Source organism: Mucilaginibacter sp. RCC_168 (genome assembly GCF_041355315.1).
Lineage (GTDB): Bacteria > Bacteroidota > Bacteroidia > Sphingobacteriales > Sphingobacteriaceae > Mucilaginibacter.
Genome location: NZ_JBFUPN010000004.1, coordinates 182,020 through 205,622, shown reverse-complemented (window position 1 = coordinate 205,622; position 23,603 = coordinate 182,020). Strand labels below are relative to the sequence as shown.

The 23,603-nt window shown below is 43.1% G+C and carries 16 protein-coding genes; 11 read left to right on the top strand and 5 right to left on the bottom strand.

The features are described 5' to 3' along the window. Positions 1 to 325 precede the first annotated feature (325 nt). Both AB6735_RS05015 and AB6735_RS05010 read right to left on the bottom strand, forming a co-directional pair. On the bottom strand, positions 326 to 1,942 hold the full coding sequence (locus tag AB6735_RS05015; protein WP_370994752.1) for a Na+/H+ antiporter: 1,617 nt from the start codon (positions 1,940 to 1,942) through the stop codon (positions 326 to 328). Between the two features lie 613 nt (positions 1,943 to 2,555). Beyond that, positions 2,556 to 4,106, bottom strand: a complete 1,551-nt coding sequence (locus tag AB6735_RS05010) for a DHA2 family efflux MFS transporter permease subunit (protein ID WP_370994751.1) — start codon at positions 4,104 to 4,106, stop codon at positions 2,556 to 2,558. 297 nt (positions 4,107 to 4,403) lie between these two features. On the opposite strand from AB6735_RS05010, the gene AB6735_RS05005 reads away from it, so the two are divergent. Beyond that, on the top strand, positions 4,404 to 5,744 hold the full coding sequence (locus AB6735_RS05005) for a sugar porter family MFS transporter (RefSeq protein WP_370994750.1): 1,341 nt from the start codon (positions 4,404 to 4,406) through the stop codon (positions 5,742 to 5,744). Between the two features lie 317 nt (positions 5,745 to 6,061). After that, positions 6,062 to 8,902: a hypothetical protein gene (locus AB6735_RS05000; RefSeq protein WP_370994748.1), complete on the top strand. Its 2,841-nt coding sequence runs from the start codon at positions 6,062 to 6,064 to the stop codon at positions 8,900 to 8,902. 104 nt (positions 8,903 to 9,006) lie between these two features. On the opposite strand, the gene AB6735_RS04995 is transcribed toward AB6735_RS05000, so the two are convergent. Continuing rightward, positions 9,007 to 9,363, bottom strand: a complete 357-nt coding sequence (locus tag AB6735_RS04995) for an RNA recognition motif domain-containing protein (protein WP_370994747.1) — start codon at positions 9,361 to 9,363, stop codon at positions 9,007 to 9,009. A 392-nt stretch (positions 9,364 to 9,755) separates the two neighbouring features. On the opposite strand from AB6735_RS04995, the gene AB6735_RS04990 reads away from it, so the two are divergent. From AB6735_RS04990 to AB6735_RS04970, 5 genes are all read left to right on the top strand, one after another. Next, positions 9,756 to 11,318: a M20/M25/M40 family metallo-hydrolase gene (locus AB6735_RS04990; protein ID WP_370994746.1), complete on the top strand. Its 1,563-nt coding sequence runs from the start codon at positions 9,756 to 9,758 to the stop codon at positions 11,316 to 11,318. 105 nt (positions 11,319 to 11,423) lie between these two features. Further along, positions 11,424 to 11,888, top strand: coding sequence for a RidA family protein (locus tag AB6735_RS04985; RefSeq protein WP_370994745.1), 465 nt, complete (start codon positions 11,424 to 11,426; stop codon positions 11,886 to 11,888). Positions 11,889 to 11,961: 73 nt separating this feature from the next. After that, positions 11,962 to 12,159, top strand: coding sequence for a hypothetical protein (locus AB6735_RS04980; RefSeq protein WP_370994744.1), 198 nt, complete (start codon positions 11,962 to 11,964; stop codon positions 12,157 to 12,159). A 334-nt stretch (positions 12,160 to 12,493) separates the two neighbouring features. Further along, positions 12,494 to 12,862 carry a nuclear transport factor 2 family protein gene (locus AB6735_RS04975; RefSeq protein ID WP_370994743.1) on the top strand — a complete coding sequence of 123 codons (369 nt, stop codon included), beginning with the start codon at positions 12,494 to 12,496 and terminating at the stop codon, positions 12,860 to 12,862. Positions 12,863 to 12,915: 53 nt separating this feature from the next. Next, the gene (locus AB6735_RS04970) at positions 12,916 to 13,692 is read left to right on the top strand and encodes an SDR family oxidoreductase (RefSeq protein WP_370994742.1); all 777 of its coding nucleotides are present in this window, start codon (positions 12,916 to 12,918) and stop codon (positions 13,690 to 13,692) included. 30 nt (positions 13,693 to 13,722) lie between these two features. Here the strand turns inward: AB6735_RS04970 and AB6735_RS04965 are convergent, their stop codons facing one another. Then, positions 13,723 to 14,883: a PLP-dependent aspartate aminotransferase family protein gene (locus AB6735_RS04965; protein WP_370994741.1), complete on the bottom strand. Its 1,161-nt coding sequence runs from the start codon at positions 14,881 to 14,883 to the stop codon at positions 13,723 to 13,725. Between the two features lie 2 nt (positions 14,884 to 14,885). Then, the gene (locus AB6735_RS04960; RefSeq protein WP_370994740.1) at positions 14,886 to 16,223 is read right to left on the bottom strand and encodes an APC family permease; all 1,338 of its coding nucleotides are present in this window, start codon (positions 16,221 to 16,223) and stop codon (positions 14,886 to 14,888) included. Between the two features lie 276 nt (positions 16,224 to 16,499). Between AB6735_RS04960 and AB6735_RS04955 the strand changes: the two genes are divergently transcribed. The 4 genes from AB6735_RS04955 to AB6735_RS04940 all read left to right on the top strand — a co-directional run bounded on the left by AB6735_RS04955 (position 16,500) and on the right by AB6735_RS04940 (position 23,171). Beyond that, positions 16,500 to 17,546, top strand: coding sequence for a LacI family DNA-binding transcriptional regulator (locus tag AB6735_RS04955; protein WP_370994739.1), 1,047 nt, complete (start codon positions 16,500 to 16,502; stop codon positions 17,544 to 17,546). A 253-nt stretch (positions 17,547 to 17,799) separates the two neighbouring features. Further along, positions 17,800 to 18,480 (top strand): basic secretory protein-like protein, encoded by a 681-nt coding sequence (locus AB6735_RS04950; RefSeq protein WP_370994738.1) that lies wholly within the window; start codon positions 17,800 to 17,802, stop codon positions 18,478 to 18,480. Between the two features lie 104 nt (positions 18,481 to 18,584). Further along, entirely contained in the window at positions 18,585 to 20,870 is a 2,286-nt protein-coding gene (locus AB6735_RS04945) for a GH92 family glycosyl hydrolase (RefSeq protein WP_370994737.1), read from the top strand. A gap of 9 nt (positions 20,871 to 20,879) precedes the next feature. Continuing rightward, positions 20,880 to 23,171: a GH92 family glycosyl hydrolase gene (locus tag AB6735_RS04940; protein WP_370994736.1), complete on the top strand. Its 2,292-nt coding sequence runs from the start codon at positions 20,880 to 20,882 to the stop codon at positions 23,169 to 23,171. The last annotated feature ends 432 nt before the right edge of the window (positions 23,172 to 23,603 follow it).

The window sequence follows — 23,603 nt, the reverse complement described above, 5'->3', positions numbered from 1 at the left end:
TTGTGCGGCAAAGAAGCATTTATGCTGAAAGCCTTTTTGGATGCTTTTGTGGCGACAAAAGTATCTGGCCCTCCCGCGGCCAAGAGCGGGTATGCGCCAGGCAAAACTGCTCTGTAAAGTATAGAGATTATTAATGTTGTGTTTGTTCTTATTGGTATTAATGAGCTCCCGCTGGTCTGTTGTCTTCGTACCTTACAGCAATGACGCGTGCAGAGAAAGGGCGTTCCACCCTCTTTGCGCCGAAGGCGAAGAGAGGGTCGGTGAGCGCAGCAATGTCGAGGTGAGTCTTCACCGGCGTTCTTACACGACATGCGGATGCCGGTATCTACTCCTCCTCGAAAGAAAAATGCTGACGCAGCTTCTCCTGTTCCAGGTCGAGCAGGGCGAGTTGCTGCTTGATGATATCGTCGTTGATGTTTTCTTTCTTATTCAGTGTTTTCAGCAGATTACGTTGCTCCTGCATCATATCTTCCAGTATCATAATATAATCGCGGTAAAACTCCTCCGCACGTCCTTTGCCATCGGCTTTGTCCCAATCGGCCAGCAGTTCCATATCGGCATCAATTTTTATCTTGATGGCCTTTACCATATCATTTTCTTTCAGGTGTTTGGGGTATTTATTTTGGAGCAGGTCCAATGTAACCATCGAAAGTTTTTTCCGTACCAGCTGCCTTTGCTGTTCGAAAGAAACAGTATAATCCGGGTCGGGCATATTAACCCATTTGATGAGCAGGGGTAGGGTAAGCCCCTGTAATATCAGTGTAACCAGGATAACCGAAAAGGTAATGAACAAAATAAGGCTCCGGTTAGGGAAAGGTGCTCCTGATTGAAGTGTTACTGGAATACTGAGCGCCGCCGCCAGTGATACCACACCGCGCATACCCGCCCAGCCCAATAACAAAGGGCCCCTCCAGCCGGGGCGGTTATCGGCAGTGGTAATATACCGGCTGATGAATACCGTAAACACTCCTGCCCCAAAGGTGCTGGCCAAACGGGTAACGATCAAAACCCCCGAAATAATGGCGCTGTAACGGATGGCAGGCCCTAAACCATTTGGTCCAAGGTCTTTGATCACCACCGGAAATTCCAGCCCGATGAGTATAAATACAAAACCGTTCAGCACAAAAGCCACGGCTTCCCAAACATTAATACCCTGCAGCCGGCTGCTGTAGGTTAAAAAGCTATCGCGCCTGATAGAAAGGAACAATCCCCCGCTTACCACCGCCAGTACACCCGAAAAATTAAAGGCCTCTGCCGCCATATACATAGCATAGGGTGTAATAAACGTAAGGATGATATCAATATTGGTAGTAGTTGGCAGCCAGCGGTGAATGACGTAGAATACTATGGCCACGGCCAGGCCTATGAATATGCCCATTACAATCACCAGCACAAAACTCAGGGCAGCCTGGCCAAAGGCAAAGGAGCCCGTAACTATGGCGGCGGCGGCAAACCTGAAAATCACCAAACTGGCCGCATCGTTCAGCAAGCTTTCGCCTTCCAGTATAGTGGTCAGTCTTTTGGGTACTTTTACATTTTTGAGGATTGCAGTGGCCGATACCGCGTCGGGCGGTGATATAATGCCGCCCAGCAAAAAGCCCGCGGCCAGTGTAAAACCCGGAATAACATTACTGGATACCAAAGCCACCACACCTGCGGTCAGAATAACGATAACGAACGCGAAACTGCTGATCACCCGCCGCCATTTCCAGAAATCTTTCCAGGAAGTTGTCCATGCCGCCTCGTATAACAGCGGCGGCAAAAAGATCACAAATATCATATCGGGCTCTATCTCAATGCCCCTTAAACCCGGTACAAAACCCAGGCCCAATCCGGCTATCACCAGTAATATGGGATAAGCAATCTTGATTTTCTGGGCCAGCATCACTATGGCTATAATGATGGCCAGCAAGCAGGTATATTGAATAACGAGATGATGCATGCCAGTTTAGATGAATTACTAAAATACAATAATATCTTAAAGGTACACCTGTATAGGCTGATGAAATAAAACCCTTGTGGTAGCGAAGGTAAAGTAAAAGAAAAAAAACACGTCATTGCGAGGAACGAAGCAATCTTTACATAGGCAGATCGACAATGCTTGTTTGCTCTGTACAGCATAGGGATTGCTTCGTACCTCGCAATGACGCGCGTAGATGATTAGTTCGCGCTGTCCGAATGTCTCCGACTTAAGACTACTATGCCGGTAGTCTTAAGACTGTATAAGAAGCAGCCACTTAAAACTAAAGACTTCCGAATCCTGACTATTTTTCGTATCTTTATACAATCACCAGCCCGGTTATCCCATAAAAAGGATAACCGGGCTGTTTTGTTAAAGCCCAAACAAGGTCAAAAAATGGCCGTTTGGTATGTAGTTATTTGACAGTTACTAAATTAATACTTTTTAAAGTTTTTAAAACCGCTTAAAACCGCGTTAAAATTTGTTAAAAAGTGTTAAAATGAGGTTTTTCCAATAGATTTTCACCCGTTTTCATCTTGTTTTTGAGGAGAAAAGTGTTAAAATCTATGGTTTAAAAAGTTTTCGGCCCCAAATGTTAATGATCTGAGGACGGAATAACCAGCGGTTTCTTCTTATCGCGTTTAGCCACAAAAAGCAACAGCGGTAGCACGATCGCGAAAAAGGATCCGATGAGGAAAAAGCTATCGAGGTAGCTGGAAAAAGATGATTGCTGCACTACCACTTTTTCTACCAGCAACATGGCTTTCTGCTTGGCATCCAATAAACCGAATCCTTTTTGCATAAAGGCTGTGGCATAGCCATTTATCCGGTTAATAAAGGCAGGATTATCAGGTGTAATATGGGTAATAAGATCCATCCGGTGCGAGGCAATGCGCCGGGCCACATAGGTATTAATGATCGAGATCCCGAACGAGCCGCCCAGTTGCCGCATCATATTGTTGAGGGCCGTTCCCTGGGGCATATCCTTAAGCTCCAGGGATGATACAGCCAGCGTACCCAAAGGCACGGTTAACAAAGCCATGCCTATCGCCCTGAAAATGAGGTTCAAAGTAAGATCAATAGCCGGCGATTCCAGGTTGATCCTTGACATCGACCAGTTGAAATAGATAAAGCACAAAAAGCCCAAAAATACGATCAGCGCCGCTGGAACGCCCTTTTGCAACAGCTTACCGGTGATCACCAAAGCCAATACCGCTACAATAGAGCCGGGCAAAAGTAAGAGCCCGGATTGGGTAGGGGTAAAATTAAGCAGACGCTGCGCTACCACGGGGGTAAGATAAATGGAGGTATACATACCCATGCCGGTGATAAAAGTAAGCACAGCCGCTATGCTTAACGATCTGAACCGAAGGATGCGCAGGTTCACCACGGGATTTTCGGTATACAGCTCCCAGATGATAAAAGCAGTAAGGGCAAGGGTAGCCACCACGGTTAAAAAAACAATATAGCCGGCCGCAAACCAATCGTCCGTTTGTCCGCGTTCCAGTACTACTTGTAAGGAGCCTATGCCGATGATGAGCAGGATAATGCCCGCCCAGTCTACGTGTTTGATCTTTTGCCTGATGGCGGGTTCGTGCAGCAGGAAATAGCAGGAAATGGCAGCTGCCACACCAATAGGAATGTTGATATAAAAGATCCAGGGCCAGGAGAAGTTCTCAGTGATATAACCACCCAGTGTGGGGCCTATAGTTGGCCCGATGAATACACCAATACCAAACAAGGCGCTCGCAGTAGCTTGTTTCTCCTTCGGAAAAAGCTCATAAACCACGGTTGCCGAAACGGAAAGCAAGGCACCGCCACCCAAACCCTGCAAAAACCGGAAGCTCACCAGCTCCCATATATTGGTAGCGTTACCGCACATAAAAGAGCAAAAGGTAAACAGGATGATAGAGCCGATATAATAATTCCTGCGCCCCAGATTGTTTACCAAAAAGCTGGTCATAGGGATGATGATCACATTGGCAATGGCATAGGAGGTGATCACCCAGGAAATATCTTCGAGGGTGGCGCCCAGGTTGCCGCTCATATAATTGAGGGCTACATTTACAATGGAGGTATCAATCAGTTCCATAATAGCGGCGGCTATTACCGTGATCAGGAGGATTTGTCGTTTGATGGGGTTCATAATATATTATACCAATCGGTATATTTTATGGTAAATTTTTTTATGTTTGGATTATACAAATAGATGGAGAATATGACCAGATCTCATTCATGAAGCAAATATATACCAATCGGTATATTTTAATGCACTTCATCGGGTTAAATAACAATTTGCTGACAAAAAGCAGATGTCAAAAAATGAACGGCTTATATATGCAGGGGAATTATATATTTGTAAAGCGGCGAATTTTGCACTGCTAAATCGAGTTTATAAACCAATTACCCCGTCTTGGGGCTTTACCGTTAACCGATCTGCTTTATGAAAAGTTATACCATTTTAATTTCCATTGTGGCTGCCTTAGGCGGACTATTATTTGGCTTCGATACCGCCGTAATTGCGGGCTCCTTACAATACCTGAAACCCGTTTTTCATTTGAATGATGCCGAAATAGGTCTGGTAGTAGCGGCTGCCTCGATAGGCTGTATCCCCGGAGCCCTGTTTGCCGGTGGGCTGGCCGATAAGTTCGGGCGTAAAAACCTCATGATCGTGACTTCGATATTGTATATTATAGCGGCTTTGGGAAGTGGTGTCGCGGGCAGCTATGTTCAGTTGGTGGTATATCGCTTTATAGGCGGAGTTGCTATAGGCATGGCATCAACCCTGGCACCTATTTATATATCAGAAGTAGCGCCGCCAAAATTTCGGGGCAGGCTGGGGATGCTGCAGCAGCTGGCTATTGTAACCGGTATTTTGCTATCGTTCATATCTAATTATATTATAGCCAAAGCGCCTTTTGCGTTTTTAAACGATGGTAATATCTGGCGTTATATGCTGGCCGCGGCGGTTGTGCCTTCAGTAATTTTCTTCATCCTGTTGCTGCTCGTACCCGAAAGTCCGCGTTGGCTCATTGCTAAAAACAAGATCAAAGATGCCCAAAGGGTATTTGATCATATCTATTCAAAAACAGAAAGCATAGAACAGGTTGACCTCGTTACAAAGGATATCGCGTCGGAGGAGAGCCCGGCTTTGAGCGAAGTGTTTACGCCGCGTTACCGGAAAGTAGTGATCATGGGCCTGGTATTTGCCTCCATAGCCCAGCTTACAGGTATCAATATTGTGTTTTACTACGCCCCGTTGATATTTGAGAAAGTGCATGTGGGCGGCAGCGTTTTGTTTCAAACCATGCTCACCGGGGTGGTTAACCTCATATTCACCGTCCTGGCTTTCCCGCTGATCGATAGGTTGGGCCGTAAAAAGCTGCTGCTCATCGGTTCGGTGATCATGGGGCTTTGCATGTTTGTGCTGGCAGCCCTGTTTCACTTTAACCTGCTGCAAAACTACTTTGTGCTGGTCACTATATTTGTTTACATAGGCGGTTTTGCCTGTACATGGGGCGTGGTATTGTGGGTTTACGTGGCCGAGATATTCCCTAACAGGGTTCGCGGCACGGCCACATCTATAGCGGTGTTTGGCAATTGGGTGGCCAATTCTATCGTTTCACTGACGTTCCCGGTAATGCTTGCGCAACTGGGGCCGGTGTATACGTTTGGAGTTTATGGTATCATCAATATCAGTATGATCCTGTTTGTGAGCCGTTATGTGTTTGAAACCAAAGGCGTTCCACTTGAAAAAATAGAGGAGTTGTATGCTAAGGTTTAAGGCTTGCGGGCTAAGACTCACCCCGGCAACGCTACGCTCGCCGACCCTCTCTTCAGCTTCGCTGGAAAGAGGGTAAGAAAATAGATTTGTCATGCTGAACGTAGTGAAGCATCTATTGTTGAACTTTTCAATTGTAGAGTAGATCCTCGTGCCTCAGGACAAAAAATAAAATAAAAGCCCCTCTATGCGCGAAGCGGAGAGAGGGGTGACGAGCGCAGCGATGTCGGGGTGAGTCGAAACCTTGCGACAATTTAAAATACACCCAAGTAACTCCGTGATCATTCTTTTTTCTGTAACTTTAAATTATTCACATTTATATGTTCCGGCGTTTACAGAATTGGGTCAACCGTCATTTTTCGTCTGTTTTTTCATTATTGCTGATGGCCTTATTGGTTATCGGCAGTATGACGCTGAAGGATAATTACCTTATTGTAACCAAGTATACCCCTTCGGGCATCATCAATTGGGAGATCAATGCCAGCAATGCCCGCAGGGATTCCATCTTAAAAGAATGGCAGGCCGGATTTAAGAAAAACCAGATCTATACCCGCGAAACCACTTATCCAGAAACCGTCACCGGTATCGAAACCGCGGTTTTCCGGAACAATGCCGACTATACTTTCATCGGGATTTATGTAGGTATCCTGCTCATTCTCATCTTCCGGATAGGAAGCCAGAAGGCCAATCGCCGCCGCCGGGTGATATCGCAACGCTCAGTTGCCATATTAAGCGCATTAGTGCTCTTTGCGGCACTGCTGGATGTGTTTGAGAATATTATGACCAACCGGGCTCTGCAGCATTTTAAACTGAAACTGCCTTTGCCCGATGCCTGGCTTATCGGCCTGCCGGCTTGTATCAAATACCTGCTGCTGGCGTTTGTATTTGGAAAACTGCTGTATGAGGGTTTTAAATTGGGTAAACCCCGGTTTTGGCTCGACTATACAACGGCCTGGATAGGGCGCCTGCTAACCTATTCCTGGCGTTTTCGTATTGTATTGATCACGCTGTTGATTTTTTTCCTGGGACTTTTTATCAGCGCGCAGATCCAGGATATGCTGCTCTCTATCAATACCTCCCGCTGGGCCAGTTTTTACTTCCTGGTGGCCATAACTTTGCTGGCGCTCATGTGCTGGCATTTGCCCAAGGCTATTGATAATTCCCTCAGAATAAGTTATAAGTGCTTTTTTATAGGCCCGATTGATTTTGACACCAGTCGTTTGCCCGCTGGTTCGAGACCATCGCTCAAGGTAGATACGGCCAGGCTATTCGGGACTGCCGCTTTCCTGATACCGGCCACAGGCATCCTGCAAACCATGAATGCCTACCAGATTGATTATATGCTGAAAGATGTGCCCCCGCTGATACTATTGCTGGCTTCCATTATTTTTTATAAGATCATTTTGCGCTATAAATGGATAGATAAGCTATTTAAATCGGATGGTAAAGTAGTTGTATGGCGTTTTTGGCTAAGCATGGCAGCTTTAATATTGCCTATGATCATCTGGGGTAGTATTTATGGAAAGCGTAACCGCGAACCACATTTTTTGGCCTATTTATCGCTCGACCTGTTCTTTTTATCGGCCATGTTTGTGATCACTGCGGCTTTGCGTACAGGTATCCCTGGCATACGCAAATGGCACGTGGCACCCTGGATAACCTTTTGTGGAATGGTAGCTATGCTGTTTTTTATTCTATGCAACTTTCCGCCATTTTTAAATGAACTGACCAGCGGCAACCGCTACTATACGATGCCTATTGTATTATGCGCGGCCGCGGGCTATCTGTTGTTCTTTTCGTTTTTATTATTCGCCGGTAAAAAAACAGGTTTTAGTTTGATCACCTTTTTGCTGGTGTTTACGCTGTATCGGTCCATAAGTACAATAACAGCTTATCATGAGGCCTATATCCAGAAACAAGACAACTATCATAAATCGCTGGACTCTTTAGACCACTATACCGAAAACTGGCTCAAAAGCCGTAAACAGGAAATTAAAGCCTTTGTTGCCCGGAGTCCAGGCACGCCTTACCCGGTGTTTTTTGTAAACGCTTATGGCGGAGGACTAAGGGCAACGGTTTGGACAACCATGGTGATGGGAACGCTGGATAGCCTGGTAAAAGAACGTTATGGTGAAGGGCCAAACACCCATGACTTTCAGCATTATGTTTTTTCCTATTCCGGAGCATCAGGAGGTACTATTGGGCTATCGCTGCTCTGCAATGCCCGGTATCAGCATCAACAAAATATGGCAGGCGATACCGTGTTTTACCCGGCTAACTCACTGGCCATCTATCGTAATGATTATCTTACCTCAAACATTGTGGCTTTATTAGGCAGGGATATGCTGGCCTCGTCATTAGGGATTGCTCCATGGGCCGATAGGGCACGATTGATGGAGGAAGATTGGGAAAGGCATACCCACGCACATCACCTCAATATGAAAGTTACTATGGGAAGGATGTGGAAAGACGGACATTATGAAATACCCTTACTTTTTGCCAATACCTTTGATGTAGATAGCGGTAAAAAAGGTATATCAGCCCCGGTATTACTGGATAGCCTTGATTTTCCTTCAACCATATTTTTAGAGCAGGAAATTGAAGATCCCGGCGATCTGCGCCTGAGTACAGCTACTTTTTTGAGTGCCCGGTTCCCATATGTAAGTCCTACAGCTAAACTTAATGGAAAACATCATTTTACGGACGGGGGTACCTGGGATAATTCGGGCGCTGAAACCTCGTTGGGCGTACTTACGGTGTTTGAACGGGTGCGGGCCAAGCTGATCAAAGAGGATGCTATATTTAGCCATATCCAGCCGCAATTCCTGTCGTTGCCCAACTCGGTTAAGCAGACGGAAGATGCGGGTAAACCCGGTAATTTATTTGAACCATTGGCGCCACCCGTAGGAATATTGAATAGCCGCGTGGGGTACATGAAAAAATCAGAAGATTGGAATTACTCCATTTCGAGAATAAAGCATTATGGATTTTACCTGTTCCGCCCAACTGCCGAAAGGGTGCCGAATACCCGGATCTGGCCTGTGTTGCCCCTCGGCTGGCAAATATCAGACTATGCCATGACCCGGATGAGGCTAAGCGTATTGCGCGACAGTGTTACCATTAACAAAGTATTGGACCGCTTTGGTACTGCAAAAAAATAAAGCGGGGGAGCCTGTCATCCTGAGCTTGTCGAAGGGCGCGCGCAGAGGCCTGACCACCATGCTTCGACGGGGTAGCATGACATCTGTTTTACTGTGCAATTAAGCTATATCCTTGGGCGTTTTTTTATTGTAGTGTCTCCAGCAGCGCTTCGGTCTGTTTTAATGTAATTACTTTGTTGCGGGCGAAAACTACGCTGCGGCATTGGAGGTTTGGCGGCAGGTTTATCAGCAGCTTGTTTTACACTGAGTACGCGGTCGCCCATTGGGGTACCATCAAGTCCTTCAATGGCGCGGTCGGCCCCGGCTTGGTCGGTCATTTCCAGGAAGGCGTATCCTTTGCATTTACGGGTTTTTTTATCCCGCACTATCTTGATGGTATTAACCGTGCCATAGGAATTGAATATTTTAACTAATTCAATCTCTGCTATATCAAGAGGAAAGCCGCCGACAAATAATTTCATGGTAAATTTTGATGTTTGGAATTAACAAATATAGGTTATCCGGACTAAAAAGTATGATAAGCTACAAATTGTTTGCCCCAAAGTTAATTTATAGTCAAAAAAACTTACTAATTAAGTAAAGAAAATGCCAAAATATTTTTCCCAAAGTCGGTATGTCGGCGACCGACTTACCCCGCCTGCGCTTCGCTGGGCGACCCTCTCTGCGACGCCGCAAAGAGGGTAAAAAGCTTTCTCGACCCACTTTATCGCTTGCGGAAGAGAGGATGGTAGAGCGAAGCAACGATAGGTGAGTTACTATACAAGTACAAGCGATGGGTTGCGAAATTTTTTTTGAAACTTCCCATTAAGAACAAAATTATAAAGGGCTGTTCAAATTTTTATAAATTAGGTTCATGAAAACAACTGATCTTAATCTACTTACTAATTGTTGGCGTAAAGCCGTTCCGCTTATGGTAAGCGCTTTGCTTTGCTGCGGTATGAGCCAGGCACAATCCAGCAAAGCGGTCATTGACGGCATTATGCAGGAAGAAACCAATAATTCGCAACTTGAAAAACTGGCTCATGAGCTTTTTGATGGCATTGGCCCACGTTTGGTTGGCACACCCCAAATGAAACAGGCCAATGACTGGGCGGTTGCCAAGTATAAAAGCTGGAATATAGATGCCCATAACGAAAAATGGGGCGAATGGCGCGGGTGGGAGCGGGGTATATCACACATTGATATGGTATCGCCACGGGTAAAATCATTGGAGGGTACGCAATTGGCATGGAGTCCGGGTATGGGTAAAAAGACGGTAAGTGCCGAGGTGATCATCCTGCCCGATCTGGCCGATTCTGTAGCTTTTCAGCAATGGCTGCCTAAAGTAAAAGGTAAATTTGTAATGATATCTATGTGCCAGCCAACCGGCCGGCCTGATTATAATTGGCAGGAATTTGCCCTCAAAGAGTCATTTGAAAAGATGAAAGCCGAGCGTACAGCCGCAACCGATGCCTGGCGCAAACGCATCAGCAAAACCGGATATACTAGCCGCACGCTTCCAGTGGCGCTTGAAAAAGCGGGTGCTGCTGGCATATTGACCAACAACTGGTCGGCTGGTTTTGGGGTTGATAAGATCTTTGGCGCTTATACCAAAATAATCCCTACGGTTGATATCGCGCTGGAAGATTATGGGATGTTGTACAGATTGAGTGAATCTGGCGGTAAGCCGGTAATCAGCATGCATACTGAATCGAAGGAGCTGGGTGTGGTGCCTACATTTAATACTATTGCCGAAATAAAAGGCAGCGAAAAACCAAATGAATATGTGATGCTATCCGCCCACTTTGATTCCTGGGATGGCGGTACCGGTGCTACAGATAATGGTACCGGAACGTTAACAATGATGGAAGCCATGCGTTTACTGAAAAAATATTACCCTCACCCAAAACGTACCATATTGGTTGGTCACTGGGGCAGTGAAGAAGAAGGCCTGAATGGCTCGCGCGCTTTTGTAGAGGATCATCCTGAAATTGTACAGAATCTGCAAGCCTTGTTTAACCAGGACAATGGTACCGGCAGGGTTGTAAACCTATCCGGACAAGGTTTTGTGGAGGCTAAGGATTATTTAACTCGTTGGTTAGCAGCCGTGCCCGATACTATTAAAAACCGCATCAAAACAAACTTCCCCGGTCAGCCCGGAGGCGGTGGATCTGATTTTGCTTCATTTGTAGCTGTTGGGGCGCCTGGCTTTTCGTTAAGTTCACTGAATTGGTCGTACGGCTCTTATACCTGGCATACCAACCGCGATACCTATGACAAAGTAGTTTTTGACGATTTGAAGAATAATGCCATACTGGCCGCCGTTATGGCCTACATGGCCAGCGAAGACCCGGCTAAAACAACCAATACAAAAACAGAAGGCATTAAATGGCCTGTCCAGGTTAAGGCGACCCGCCGTGGTGGACTGGATAAATAAGTCTAAAAGAATAATTACCGGTTGGCATCCTGAATAGAAGGATGTCAACCAATTTTGCTAAGCTCAATTACCACAATAGGCAAATGATTGTCAAATACTTACACTATGAAAAAACATCTTTATTTATTCCTGCTATTCATCTCATCAGTAGGTTTCGCCCAAACAAATGATATCACATTTATAAACCCCTTATCGGTAAGTACACCTAAAGGATATTCGCAAGCGGTTACCGTTGATCTGGGAAAAAGTACTATGCTCATTCTTTCCGGGCAGGTGGCTTTAGATAAAAGTGGCCAACTTATAGGTAAGGATGATATCACGGCTCAAATTCAGCAGGTATTTACCAATATCAAAAATATAGTTGAGGCTGCGGGAGGATCTATGAGTGATGTTGTGAAGCTTAATTATTATATGATCGATGTTTCGCAGGTACAGGTGCTACGTGGTATCAGGGATAAATTTGTGAATACCACTCATCCGCCTGCCAGTACCTTGGTGCAGGTTAGTAAACTATTCAGGGATGATATTTTGATCGAGATAGAGGCTACCGCCGTTATCCCCAAGAAATAGCATCATCTATGTTCTTTATTTGTTTGTCTACATAGTTTCCTGTTTGGTCTATTCTGTGTTTATGTAAATTTTTATGCTGATAGCTTTACATCATACCAAGCTATCCATGTATGAAAAAGCCAACATCAGCCCCTCGTTTATTATATGGTATTATCGCTTTTCTATCGCTTATTGGGTTGTTATCGTAGTGCGCCGCATGCTGACCTTAATACCTGTGCTGATCAATGGCTATCATCTATCATCATACGGATATTGTTTATTACCTGTATGATATTTATTATCGGTTATGTTTTTGGCGAGTTTTCAAAAAAGCTGCTTTAATCATCATTACAAAGGTGTCTGCTATTTTGGTTATTGTACTCTTTATTGCAACTAATCTGTTGTTTATGATAAACAGATTTGAGCATTTGGGAGGTAAAGATCACTGGCAGCGGTGTGATACTGTTTACAGACAGGGTAAACATCCTTAACAAACATAACTTCTTCATAACAAGTTAATATTGGGTATGTTAATGTTTAGGCATTAACATACCCTTTTTGTTTTTTATGAAACATTAAGGTGTTTTATTTATTGTTATATAATAATGATTTGTCTGAATAATAATATGGAAAAAGATACAGTAGAATTAACCAGGAATGCTAAAGAAGTGGTACTGGCTTTTATAGATGCAATGAATAAAGAGGATTTTGCCACTGCCCGCAAATATTTAGCAACAGATATGACCTTTAAAGGCGTACTGGGTTCGCGTGAAGGGGCCGAGGCGTATATGAACGATATGGAGAAAATGAAGTTTAAATATGATCTGAAAAAGACCATTGCTGATGGAGATGATGTATGCTTGTTTTATGATATTGATATGGGGCGTGTTACGATATTCAGTTGTGGGTGGTACCAGGTTAAAGGCGGTAAAATAAGCTCTTTTAGAGTGATATTTGATCCTCGTCCTGTTTTGGAGCAATCCAACAAAAACTAAAATAATTTATCGAACCTATACCTTATCAATTATTTATCAGAAAAGCTTAACAGATGAAGAACGTATTAGTAACGGGAGGTACCGGCTTGCTGGGAAAAGAAGTTGTAGATCAGTTACTATCCATTAATTATGGAGTTACTGTATTAAGCTCAAAAAAAAATGCTATTGTCCCCGCCGGTGTGCAGTTGGTAAAAGGTGACCTGGCTTCGAACAGAGGTTTGGAAGAAGCCACAAGGGATGCTGATATTATTATCCACTGCGCAAGTAACCCTAAAGACACTCAAAGTGTGGATATCAAAGGCACACAAAACTTGTTGGACGCAATAGACCGGGATAGAACCCTGCATTTTATTTATATCTCCATTATTAATGTCGATAAAAGTAATTATGCTTATTATCAAACTAAAATAAGAGTTGAACAAATGATTGCCGCCAGCGGCATACCATTTTCTGTTTTACGCACTACTCAGTTTCATAATTATGTACTCTCTATTTTAAAATCATTGGATAAAAAAAATGGCACCCTGGCTATTCCCGATGGTATGCATTTTCAATCTATAGAAGTAAAAGAAGCCGCAACATTGCTGGTTGATTTAGCGCAAAGAGAACCTGTAGGATTGGTTCGTGGAGTAGGGGGGCCTGAACTGCTTAAATTTGAGGAAATGGTAAAAACATATCTCCATGTACTTAGCCGTACAGACGAACTAAAAGTACGACCGCTTCAGAGCGAAGAATACGACCGGTATCGGTCTGAAAATAATATCTGGCCAACCAATAGTTACGGGCGGATAACCTGGGAAGCTTTTTTACGGCACGATCTGGCGAGTTAACATGATATGGAGGCGCTGATAACTATTTAATTAAATTTTGGCCAATGCCTGCTGAAGATCCTGAATCAGGTATGCAGTATCTTCTAAGCCAACATACATCCTGATCAATTGAAGGCGCTCATCCGTTGCAGTATACCCCTGCTCTGAAATAGCGGCGATTGATGGTAGCATTAAACTCTCGTGCCCACCCCAGGAAACGGCCAGTAATATATGTTGGAGACTATTGCAAAATGTCTCTATTTTTTTAAATGAAGAATTTTTCAAACAGAAGCTGAATAACCCGCCACAACCCTGCATTTGCTCATGCGCCAGTTGTGTTTGTTTAAAGTCCGTGCTGAAAGGCCATATCACCTGGTGAACGTGTTCATGTTCTTGTAGCCATTTAGTAATAACCCCGGTACTTTCAAAGCTGCGTTGTAAACGCAAGGGCAAAGTTCTTAACCCCCTCAACAGCAGCCATGCAGAATGTGGCGAAATGGCAGGACCCAGGTTCATGAATTCATGATCAAATATCTGTCTGATCAGTTCTTTGCTACCTGTAAGCACACCCGCTACTACATCAGAGTGCCCTCCGATATACTTGGTGGCCGATTGGGCTACCAGGTCGATACCCATACTGATAGGTTGCTGATATATAGGGCTGCAGTAGCTGTTATCGATCATGGTTACAATACCATGCGATCTGGCAAATTTGGCGATCCTTTTAATATCCTGTAGCTCGTAACTAAAAGTATTAGGACTTTCTAAAAATATCAACCGTGTTTGGGAGGTAACGGCAGTTTCAAAATTGTCATAAATGGTGCCGTCAATAAAAGTGGTGTTAATGCCAAATTTGGGCAAAAATTCTTTGAAAAGTTTTATGGTCCAGCTATAAGGATTCTCTACAGCCACAATATGATCGCCGGATTTAAGCAGGGAAAGTAAAGGAACACTTATGGCCCCGATACCGCTGCTAAATACCAAAGCATCGTCGGCACCATCAAGCGCGGCCAGTTTTTTTCGTAAGATGCTTAGTGTTGGATTTTGCCCCCTGGAGTACAGATTGGTATCAAATTCATCGGCCATAGCCTGCCTGAGGCCCGTTACCGTATTAAAAGTGAAATTACTTGATTGTATGATGGGAGGCGAAACCGCGTTAAAGTAATTTTCTCTTTCTTCTCCCAATTCATTTAATATAAATGAAAGCTCCATAGTTAGGGTATTATAATGGTGTTCTGGCTGTTTTTAGTAATAAAATATATAACGAGACCGGTAACAAAAGCGCAAAGACAGATCAATGCAGCCATTGGATTTTCGATAAATATGCTTATAGTAACAAACCAATAAGCGGCAATAAAAATAATAGGGATGGCAGGGTACCATTTCATGGTGTAAATACCCGTTCTGTCAAGATGTTTGGTTTTTCTTCTTAAAATGAAAATGGTTACTGCTGCTGTAGAAAGTCCTATGGTATCAAAAAACATCACGTAGCTGAGTATCTTTTGAAATGAACTTATAAAAAACAATATAAGGAGTATCGCGGTCACAAAAAAGCTTAGGCCAAACTCTTGTACCTGTGTTTTTTGGTTAACACGCTTAAAACGATGAGGTAAAATTCCATCTTCGGCCATAGCATAGTAAACTCTGGGATTAGCCATAATGTTAACATTGATGAAGGCGAGCACAGAAACAAACATCAGCAATGAGATGATCTTATAGCCAACGGCGCCAAAAATAGCACCCGCAAGAGTGGCAGCCAGTGCGGTTTTATGTTGCAAGCCCTTGATCCCCAATACGGAATAATAAGCAAAGTTAATAAGCAGGTATAGAAGTATAACGGTTATCATCCCTGTAAAAATTGCTTTGGGGATGTTGGTTTTGGCGTTAATGATGTCTCCTCCAAAATTAATGGTTTGTTGATAACCGCCATACGTGAAGAATACAGCCACTAAACTTATCCCGAATGCGCTCAAATCATAATTATTATTCTCAGGTGGTACAATAACTCTGTAAGCACCGGGTGTTATATGACTTTTGAATACGGCAGTACAAAGAATAAGGATCATGCTTATTTTAAATATGGTAAGTGCATTTTGAGTTCGTGCACTCATTTTAATGCCTAATAAATTTATGATATATAAGATAAGTACCGACGTGATAGTTGTGATCTTAATACCCAGGTCATTTTGCAGACTGGCAGGCATAATTACGGGGTTTATATACTCGGCACCTATGAGTGCCACAGCAGCCACCGAGGCGGCATTGCTGATCACCAATATCCAGTTGATCATAAAGGCGAATGCCGGGTGAAAGCAATAGGAGAAAACCTTGTAAAAACCCCCGGTAGTGGGATAGCGTGCCCCTATTTCGGCAAAAGTAAGGGCCCCGCATAGGCTGATAGCACCTCCAAAAAACCAGGCGCCAAAATACAGGAAAGGATTACTTGAATTAATAGCTACTTCTCCGGGTGTTGCAAAAATACCCATTCCAATCACCAGGCTGATAACGATCATCGAGAGATCAAAACGGGTAAGTTTGGGCGTAATGCTCATAGCAGTTTTTGTCTGTCAGTGTTTAATTATTAAAGGGACGTCAATTTAAAATGGTAAATTAAGCATATTTATTAACTATATCCGTATCACTAAAAGGGTTTAGTACACAGCAACAAGTATATTATTTATAGAAAAAAAACGTTTATCAATAACGCCTATATCATAAGTAATAGATGTAGCAACATTGTTGTAAATTTATATTTTTGATAAACTGGGTATTTACCTAAATTGTTGCGGATTATACAATAAGCCTAAAATCACGAGAGACTACAAATAATGATAAATAAAAAAATATCCATAAAGGATATCGCAAAACTAACCAATACCTCTATTACAACGGTATCATTTGTTTTAAACGGCAAAGGCCGTATTAGTAAAGAAATAACCAAAAAAATCCTGGATGTAGCCGCCAAAAATGGATATGAGCCTAACAGGATGGCAGTAGGTCTTCGTACCGGTGTTTCAAAAGTAATAGGCTTGGTGGTTGAAACTATTGGAGGTCCATTTTTTGGGGCTATGGCCAAAGTAATAGAAGAAGAAGCTGAAAAAGAAGGCTATAGAATTATTTATTGCAGTACCAACAATAATGTTCAGAAGGGAAAAGATGTGATCAGAATGCTTTCGCAGCAATTGGTAGATGGTTATATCATCACCCCTATGAAAGGTTTAGAGAAAGATATCCAAAACCTTATCGCCAATGAAAAACCGGTAGTATTAATTGACGGTTATTTCCCTGGGCTGGATATTCCACATGTGCTGGTTGATAATCATGAAGGCGCTTTTAGTGCGGTTAGTCATCTTTTAAAGGCAGGGTATAAAAAGATCGGCCTGGTAACGGCTGATCTTGACCTTATTCAATTACAGGATCGTACAAGGGGATATAAAGATGCTTTAAAAATGAATAACATAAAGGAGGATAAAAAGCTACTATTCAAATTGCCTTTTGATACAGATAAGGACAAAGCCATAGAAGCTATAAAGGCTTTTATAAAACAGCAGAAGCAAATGGATGCGATATTTTTTACCACCAACTATTTAGGTACAATGGGCCTGGAAGGTATTAAACAGCTCGGGCTAAATATTCCTAAAGACCTGGCTATGGTAAGTTTTGATGATAATGAAATATTTAGTTTGTATCCGCCCGGAATCACAACCATACAACAACCTACTTATGAAATAGCAAAGTCGGCTATTGACCTTCTGTTGGCAGGAATAGGAGGAGACAAGAAGAGTAATTCAAAAATCCAATATCAAATACCATCCAAACTTATAGAAAGAGGATCGACACCTCTAAAAAATAATGCCATTATTGAAGTAAATTAAATTCATTAAATCAAATAAAAGTGAGTTTTAAAGTAATTTGACGCAACATGTGCTTAATTGTATGTGGTTTTATCGATTTTTTAGCTCTTTAATAATTAAGTACTCAAAGCGTTTATCGAAGAAGCGATGAACGCTTATTAAAATCATAATTGTTACAATCAAAAAAAATAAATAATACTATATATATTGGTAAAACGTTTTACTTTTGGAAAACATCTAAATAATCATTATCGCAACATTAACCAAAGCATCCATGAAAAGAATCTTACTTTTAAATCTCCTGATCATTTTAGGGCTTTCAAGCAACAGCAATGCACAGCCAACCGAAGTTTTTAACAAAAAAGGTTACCAATTAACCTTTGAAAATCAGGATGCCAATTTCAGCCCTGAACTTAAAACTAAGTTAGTCGAAACTTTTTACGTTGTTTATCCTAAACTGGCAAAAGCCTACAATAAAAAAACCTTAAAAAGTGTAACTTTTGTTATTGATACCGCTTATAATGGTGTTGCTGCCACAGATAACGGCCGTGTTGTTTTTAGTTCAAAATACATGACCAAGCACCCGCATGACATTGATGTGGTTACGCATGAAGTAATGCATATTGTGCAGGATTATGGTAGCAATAACAACGGACCCGGCTGGTTAACCGAAGGCATTGCCGATTATGCCCGCTATAAATTTGGTGTCGATAACGAAGGTGCCAAATGGGCATTACCTGCGTTTAAGGCAACCCAAAGCTATGAAAACAGCTATCGCATCACCGCCCGTTTCCTGGTGTGGATAGAGAAAAACATTAAATCGGGGCTGGTAAAAAATTTGGATGCCCAACTACGCAACCATACCTTTACTAATGATAGCTGGAAAAAAGAAACCGGCAAAACATTAGATGAACTTTGGGCAGCCTATGCGGCCAATCCGGTTATTGCAGCGTAACCTATTCACACCATTATATATATGAAATTAAGTAATAGTACAAAAGCAATTTGCTTGGGATTGTTATGCAGCCCTGCAGTTTCATCACAACTAAATTATAACTAATGAAAGCACTTTTTAGCGCCATTTTGGTTTCACTTTGCCTGAGTACCTATGCACAGCAAACTGGAAAGATCAGCAGTCCTGTTGATTATATTAATCCCTTGATGGGCACTGATTCTAAACCCGATTTGTCAAACGGAAATACTTATCCGGCTATAGCATTGCCCTGGGGGATGAATACCTGGACACCGCAAACCGGCAAAATGGGCGATGGCTGGCAATACACTTATGCGGCCGATAAAATACGAGGCTTTAAACAAACCCACCAACCAAGTCCCTGGATGAATGATTACGGGCAATTTGTAATTATGCCGGTAACCGGCAAACTGCGTTTTGACCAGGACGAGCGTGCCAGTTGGTTTTCGCATAAATCAGAAACAGCCAAACCTTATTACTATAGTGTTTATCTGGCCAACGCTGATGTGACTACAGAGATTACGCCAACCGAACGAGCCGCCCAATTTAGGTTCACTTTCCCTAAATCTGATAGCTCATTCATTGTAGTTGATGCTTTTAACCGGGCGTCATACATCAAAATATTGCCTAAGGAGCAAAAGATCATCGGTTATAGTACCCGCTATGCACGCGGTAAAATGACCAATTTTAAAAACTACTTTGTTATTTACATAGATAAACCTTTTACATTGGCCAAAGCATGGCATGATAAAACACTTGCTCATGATTCATTAGAGATCAACAGCGCCCATTCCGGAGCAGTTATTGGTTTTAAAACAACCAAAGGTGAAAAGGTACATCTGAAAGTAGCTTCCTCATTTGTAAGCTTTGAACAGGCTGAATTGAACCTGAAACGCGAACTGGCAAACGATAACTTCGATGCTACCTGCCAAAAAGCTAAAGCGGTATGGAATAAAACCCTGAGCCGTATTAATGTAGAAGGTGGCAGCATTGACCAAACCCGCACTTTTTATAGCTGCATGTACCGCATGCTGTTTTTTCCGAACAAGCTGTATGAGCTGGATGCGCAGAATAAGATAGTGCATTACAGTCCCTATAATGGAAAGGTAATGCCAGGCTATTTGTTTGGCGGTACCGGCTTTTGGGATACTTTCAGGGCGCTTTACCCATTCCTGAACCTGGTTTATCCGTCCATCAACAAAGAAATGCAGGAAGGTTTGATCAACGACTATAAAGAAGGTGGCTGGCTGCCAGAGTGGTCGAGTCCGGGTTATGCTGATATCATGGTGGGCAATAACTCAGCCTCGGTTGTTGCCGAAGCTTATCTGAAAGGCTTGCGCGGGTATGATATTAATACTTTATATGATGCCCTGGTACACGGCGCTAATAACGAAGGCCCGATATCTGCCACAGGCCGTTACGGCGTAAAATATTATAACGAATTGGGTTATGTTCCTTATGATGTAAAGATCAATGAAAATGCAGCCCGCACATTGGAATATGCTTATGATGATTTTGCCATTTACCAATTGGGCAAAGCCCTGGGCAAACCAGAATCTGAAATTGGCATCTACAAAAAACGCAGCCAAAATTACCGTAATCTGTTTGATCCATCAACCGGTTTAATGCGTGGCAAAAATAAAGACGGCTCTTTTGAAACACCTTTTAACCCTTTCAAATGGGGCGATGCCTTTACCGAGGGTAACAGCTGGCATTATAGCTGGAGTGTTTTTCATGATATTCAGGGACTCATTAACCTGATGGGCGGCAAACAAAAGTTTGTGACCAAGCTTGATTCGGTATTTACCATGCCGCCGGTATTTGACGATAGTTATTACGGTGGTGTGATCCACGAGATCCGCGAAATGCAGATAGCTAATATGGGTCAGTATGCTCATGGCAACCAGCCTATCCAGCATATGATATACTTGTATAACTATGCAGGTGAACCCTGGAAAACCCAGTATTGGGCTCGTGAAACCATGAACCGTATGTACAAGGCTACACCCGATGGTTATTGCGGTGATGAAGACAATGGTCAAACATCGGCCTGGTATGTGTTCTCGGCCATGGGTTTTTACCCGGTTTGCCCTGCCAGCGACCAATATGTGCTGGGCGCACCATTGTTTAAAAAACTAACCCTTACATTAGAGAACGGCAAGCAAGTAGTGATTAACGCCCCTGCCAACAATGCGCAAAACCGCTATGTACAAACGTTTAATGTTAACGGTAAAACATATACTCCAAACTGGTTGAGTCACAAAGCGCTGATGCAGGGTGCGGTGATCAATGTGGATATGGGAGCAACACCAAACAAAAGCAGGGGTACGCAAGACAAAGATTTTCCATTTTCTCTGTCAGAGAAAAACTAATTATATCATATGAAACATTTATTCACTGCTTTTTTATTGGGCACCGCTTTTATAGCAGGTGCACAAACACATCCGGCAGAAAAACTGGTACAGTACGTTAATCCCATTATAGGTACTCAACGGATGGGGCACACTTATCCTGGAGCTACCGTGCCTTTTGGTATGGTGCAGTTAAGTCCCGAAACAGATACGGCCAGCTATGAACTCAACGGTCATTATAATCCTGATGTATATAAATACTGTGCGGGTTATCAGTATGATGATAAAACCATTGTTGGTTTTAGCCATACCCATTTCAGCGGTACAGGGCACTCTGATCTGGGCGATTTCCTGATCATGCCTACCGTAGGCGCTTTAAAACTGAATCCGGGTACTGCAGACAAGCCCGGTAGCGGTTACCGTTCTGCATTTTCACACCAAAATGAGGTTACCGAGGCCAATTATTACAAAGTGAAGCTGGATGCCAGCAATATCATTGCCGAAATGACCACCACCACGCGCGTGGGTTTTCACCAATACACTTTCCCGAAGTCAGATCAATCGCACATCATTTTGGACCTGATGGCGAGCATTTATAACTATCCCGACAAAAATGTGTGGACTTACCTGCGGGTATTGAATGACTCCACCGTGATAGGCTATCGCCAAACTAATGGTTGGGCGCGCACCCGCTCACTGTACTTTGCTATGAGCTTTTCAAAACCGTTCTATCAGCATGGTTACAAAAAATACGATAAACGTGAAGTTTACGGAGGTTTCTGGGGTAAGTTCAATCAAACCAAAAACTTCCCTGAAATAGCGGGTCGCCAAATTAGAAGTTACTTTGATTTTAAAACCGAAGAAGGCGAAAAAATCAAGATCAAATTTGCCATATCGCCGGTAAGCATGGATGGCGCACTCAACAATATGCGTACCGAATTACCAGGCTGGGATTTTGAGAAGGTGAAAAACGAAGGACAGCAGCAATGGGAGCAGGAACTGCACAAAATTGTGATACAAGGCAGCAAAGAGACTAAGCAGAACTTTTATACCTCGATGTACCATGCCATGATCAACCCAACCATTTATATGGATGTGGATGGCCACTACAAAGGGCTTGATCAAAATGTGCATAAAGCAGATGGCTTTACCAACTATACCACTTTTTCAATGTGGGATACTTATCGTGCTTTGCACCCTTTGTTCAATATTATTGATCCTAAGCGCAATGCGGATATGGTACAATCCATGATGGTGCACTTTGATCAAAGTCCGGAAAAGATGCTGCCAATATGGTCAAACTCTGGCAACGAAAATTGGTGCATGAGTGGTTACCACAGCGTAACGGTACTGGCCGATGCGGTTGTAAAAGGTAATGCCCCGTTTGATGCCAACAAAGCGCTGGATGCCTGCGTAGCTACTGCCCGTCATCGCGATTATGAAGGTATAGGTGAATACATAGATAGGGGTTATATTCCGGATGAAAAAAGTGGTGTGTCGGTATCGTCAACCCTGGAATATGCTTTCGACGACTGGGCTATTGCACAGATGGCTAAGAAACTGAAACGCAACGATATTTACGAAGAGTTTATCAAACGCTCGCAAAACTACAAGAATGTATACGATGCCAAAGCTGGCTTTATGCGCCCCAAACTGGCAGATGGTACCTTTCGTCAAAAGTTTGATCCATTGAGTACTATTAACGAGGGCTTTATTGAAGGGAATTCCTGGAACTACACCCTGTTTGCCCCACAAGATCCAAAAGGGCTGATCAAGCTGATGGGCGGTAATAAACGCTTTGTAAGTTACCTCGATTCCTTGTTCACCATGAACCTGCCGGATAAGTACTTTGCCGAAACCGAGGATATTACCCGCGACGGTATCATCGGTAATTATGTACATGGTAACGAGCCATCACACCACGTGGCTTATTTGTACAACTGGACAGATAAACCATGGAAAACACAGGAACGCATTCGTATGATATTACCACGCATGTACAAACCAACACCAGATGGTTTAGGCGGTAATGATGATACCGGTCAGATGAGCGCTTGGTACATTTTCAGCTCATTGGGTTTTTATCCGGTAGCGCCTGGGTCTGACCAATATTCAACCGGCAGCCCGGCGGTGAATGGCGCGGTGATCAACTTGGATAATGGCAAAACGTTTACCATCAACGTTAAAAACCAAAGCCCTAAAAATGTATATGTACAAAAAATGGAACTGAATGGTAAGGTACTTAACGGTCTTTTCATAAGCCATGCCGATATCATGAACGGTGGCGAGATCACTTTTTATATGGGATCAAAACATAAATAAACCATAGATCCTGATATAAAAAAGAGGCTGTATCATACATCATGATCAGCCTCTTTTTCTTGATCCATCCGGATACTCAATTAACAAAAAAAGTGGGTTGGTCAATGTCATTATTTAAGGATCGACCCCAAGGGGTCAAATGTCGGTAGAAAATGGCATGTAAAAATACCGTGCCATCGGTACGCAACTCGCCAAGTTGCGTACCGATGGCACGCTAAAATGTTAAATGAATTTTCTACCGACATTGTGCACCTACGGCGCATTCGGGAATCTCGTAACTTAATGACATTGACCGTAAGTACTAAACCCAGGGTGCATACTTCGCTGTTCGAAGTCTTTGACTTCGGGCGACTATGCCTGTAGTTTAAAACTACAGATAGCCGGTTGGTTCCATGTTTTCCTGTAGTCTGAAGACTACAGGCATAATGGTTC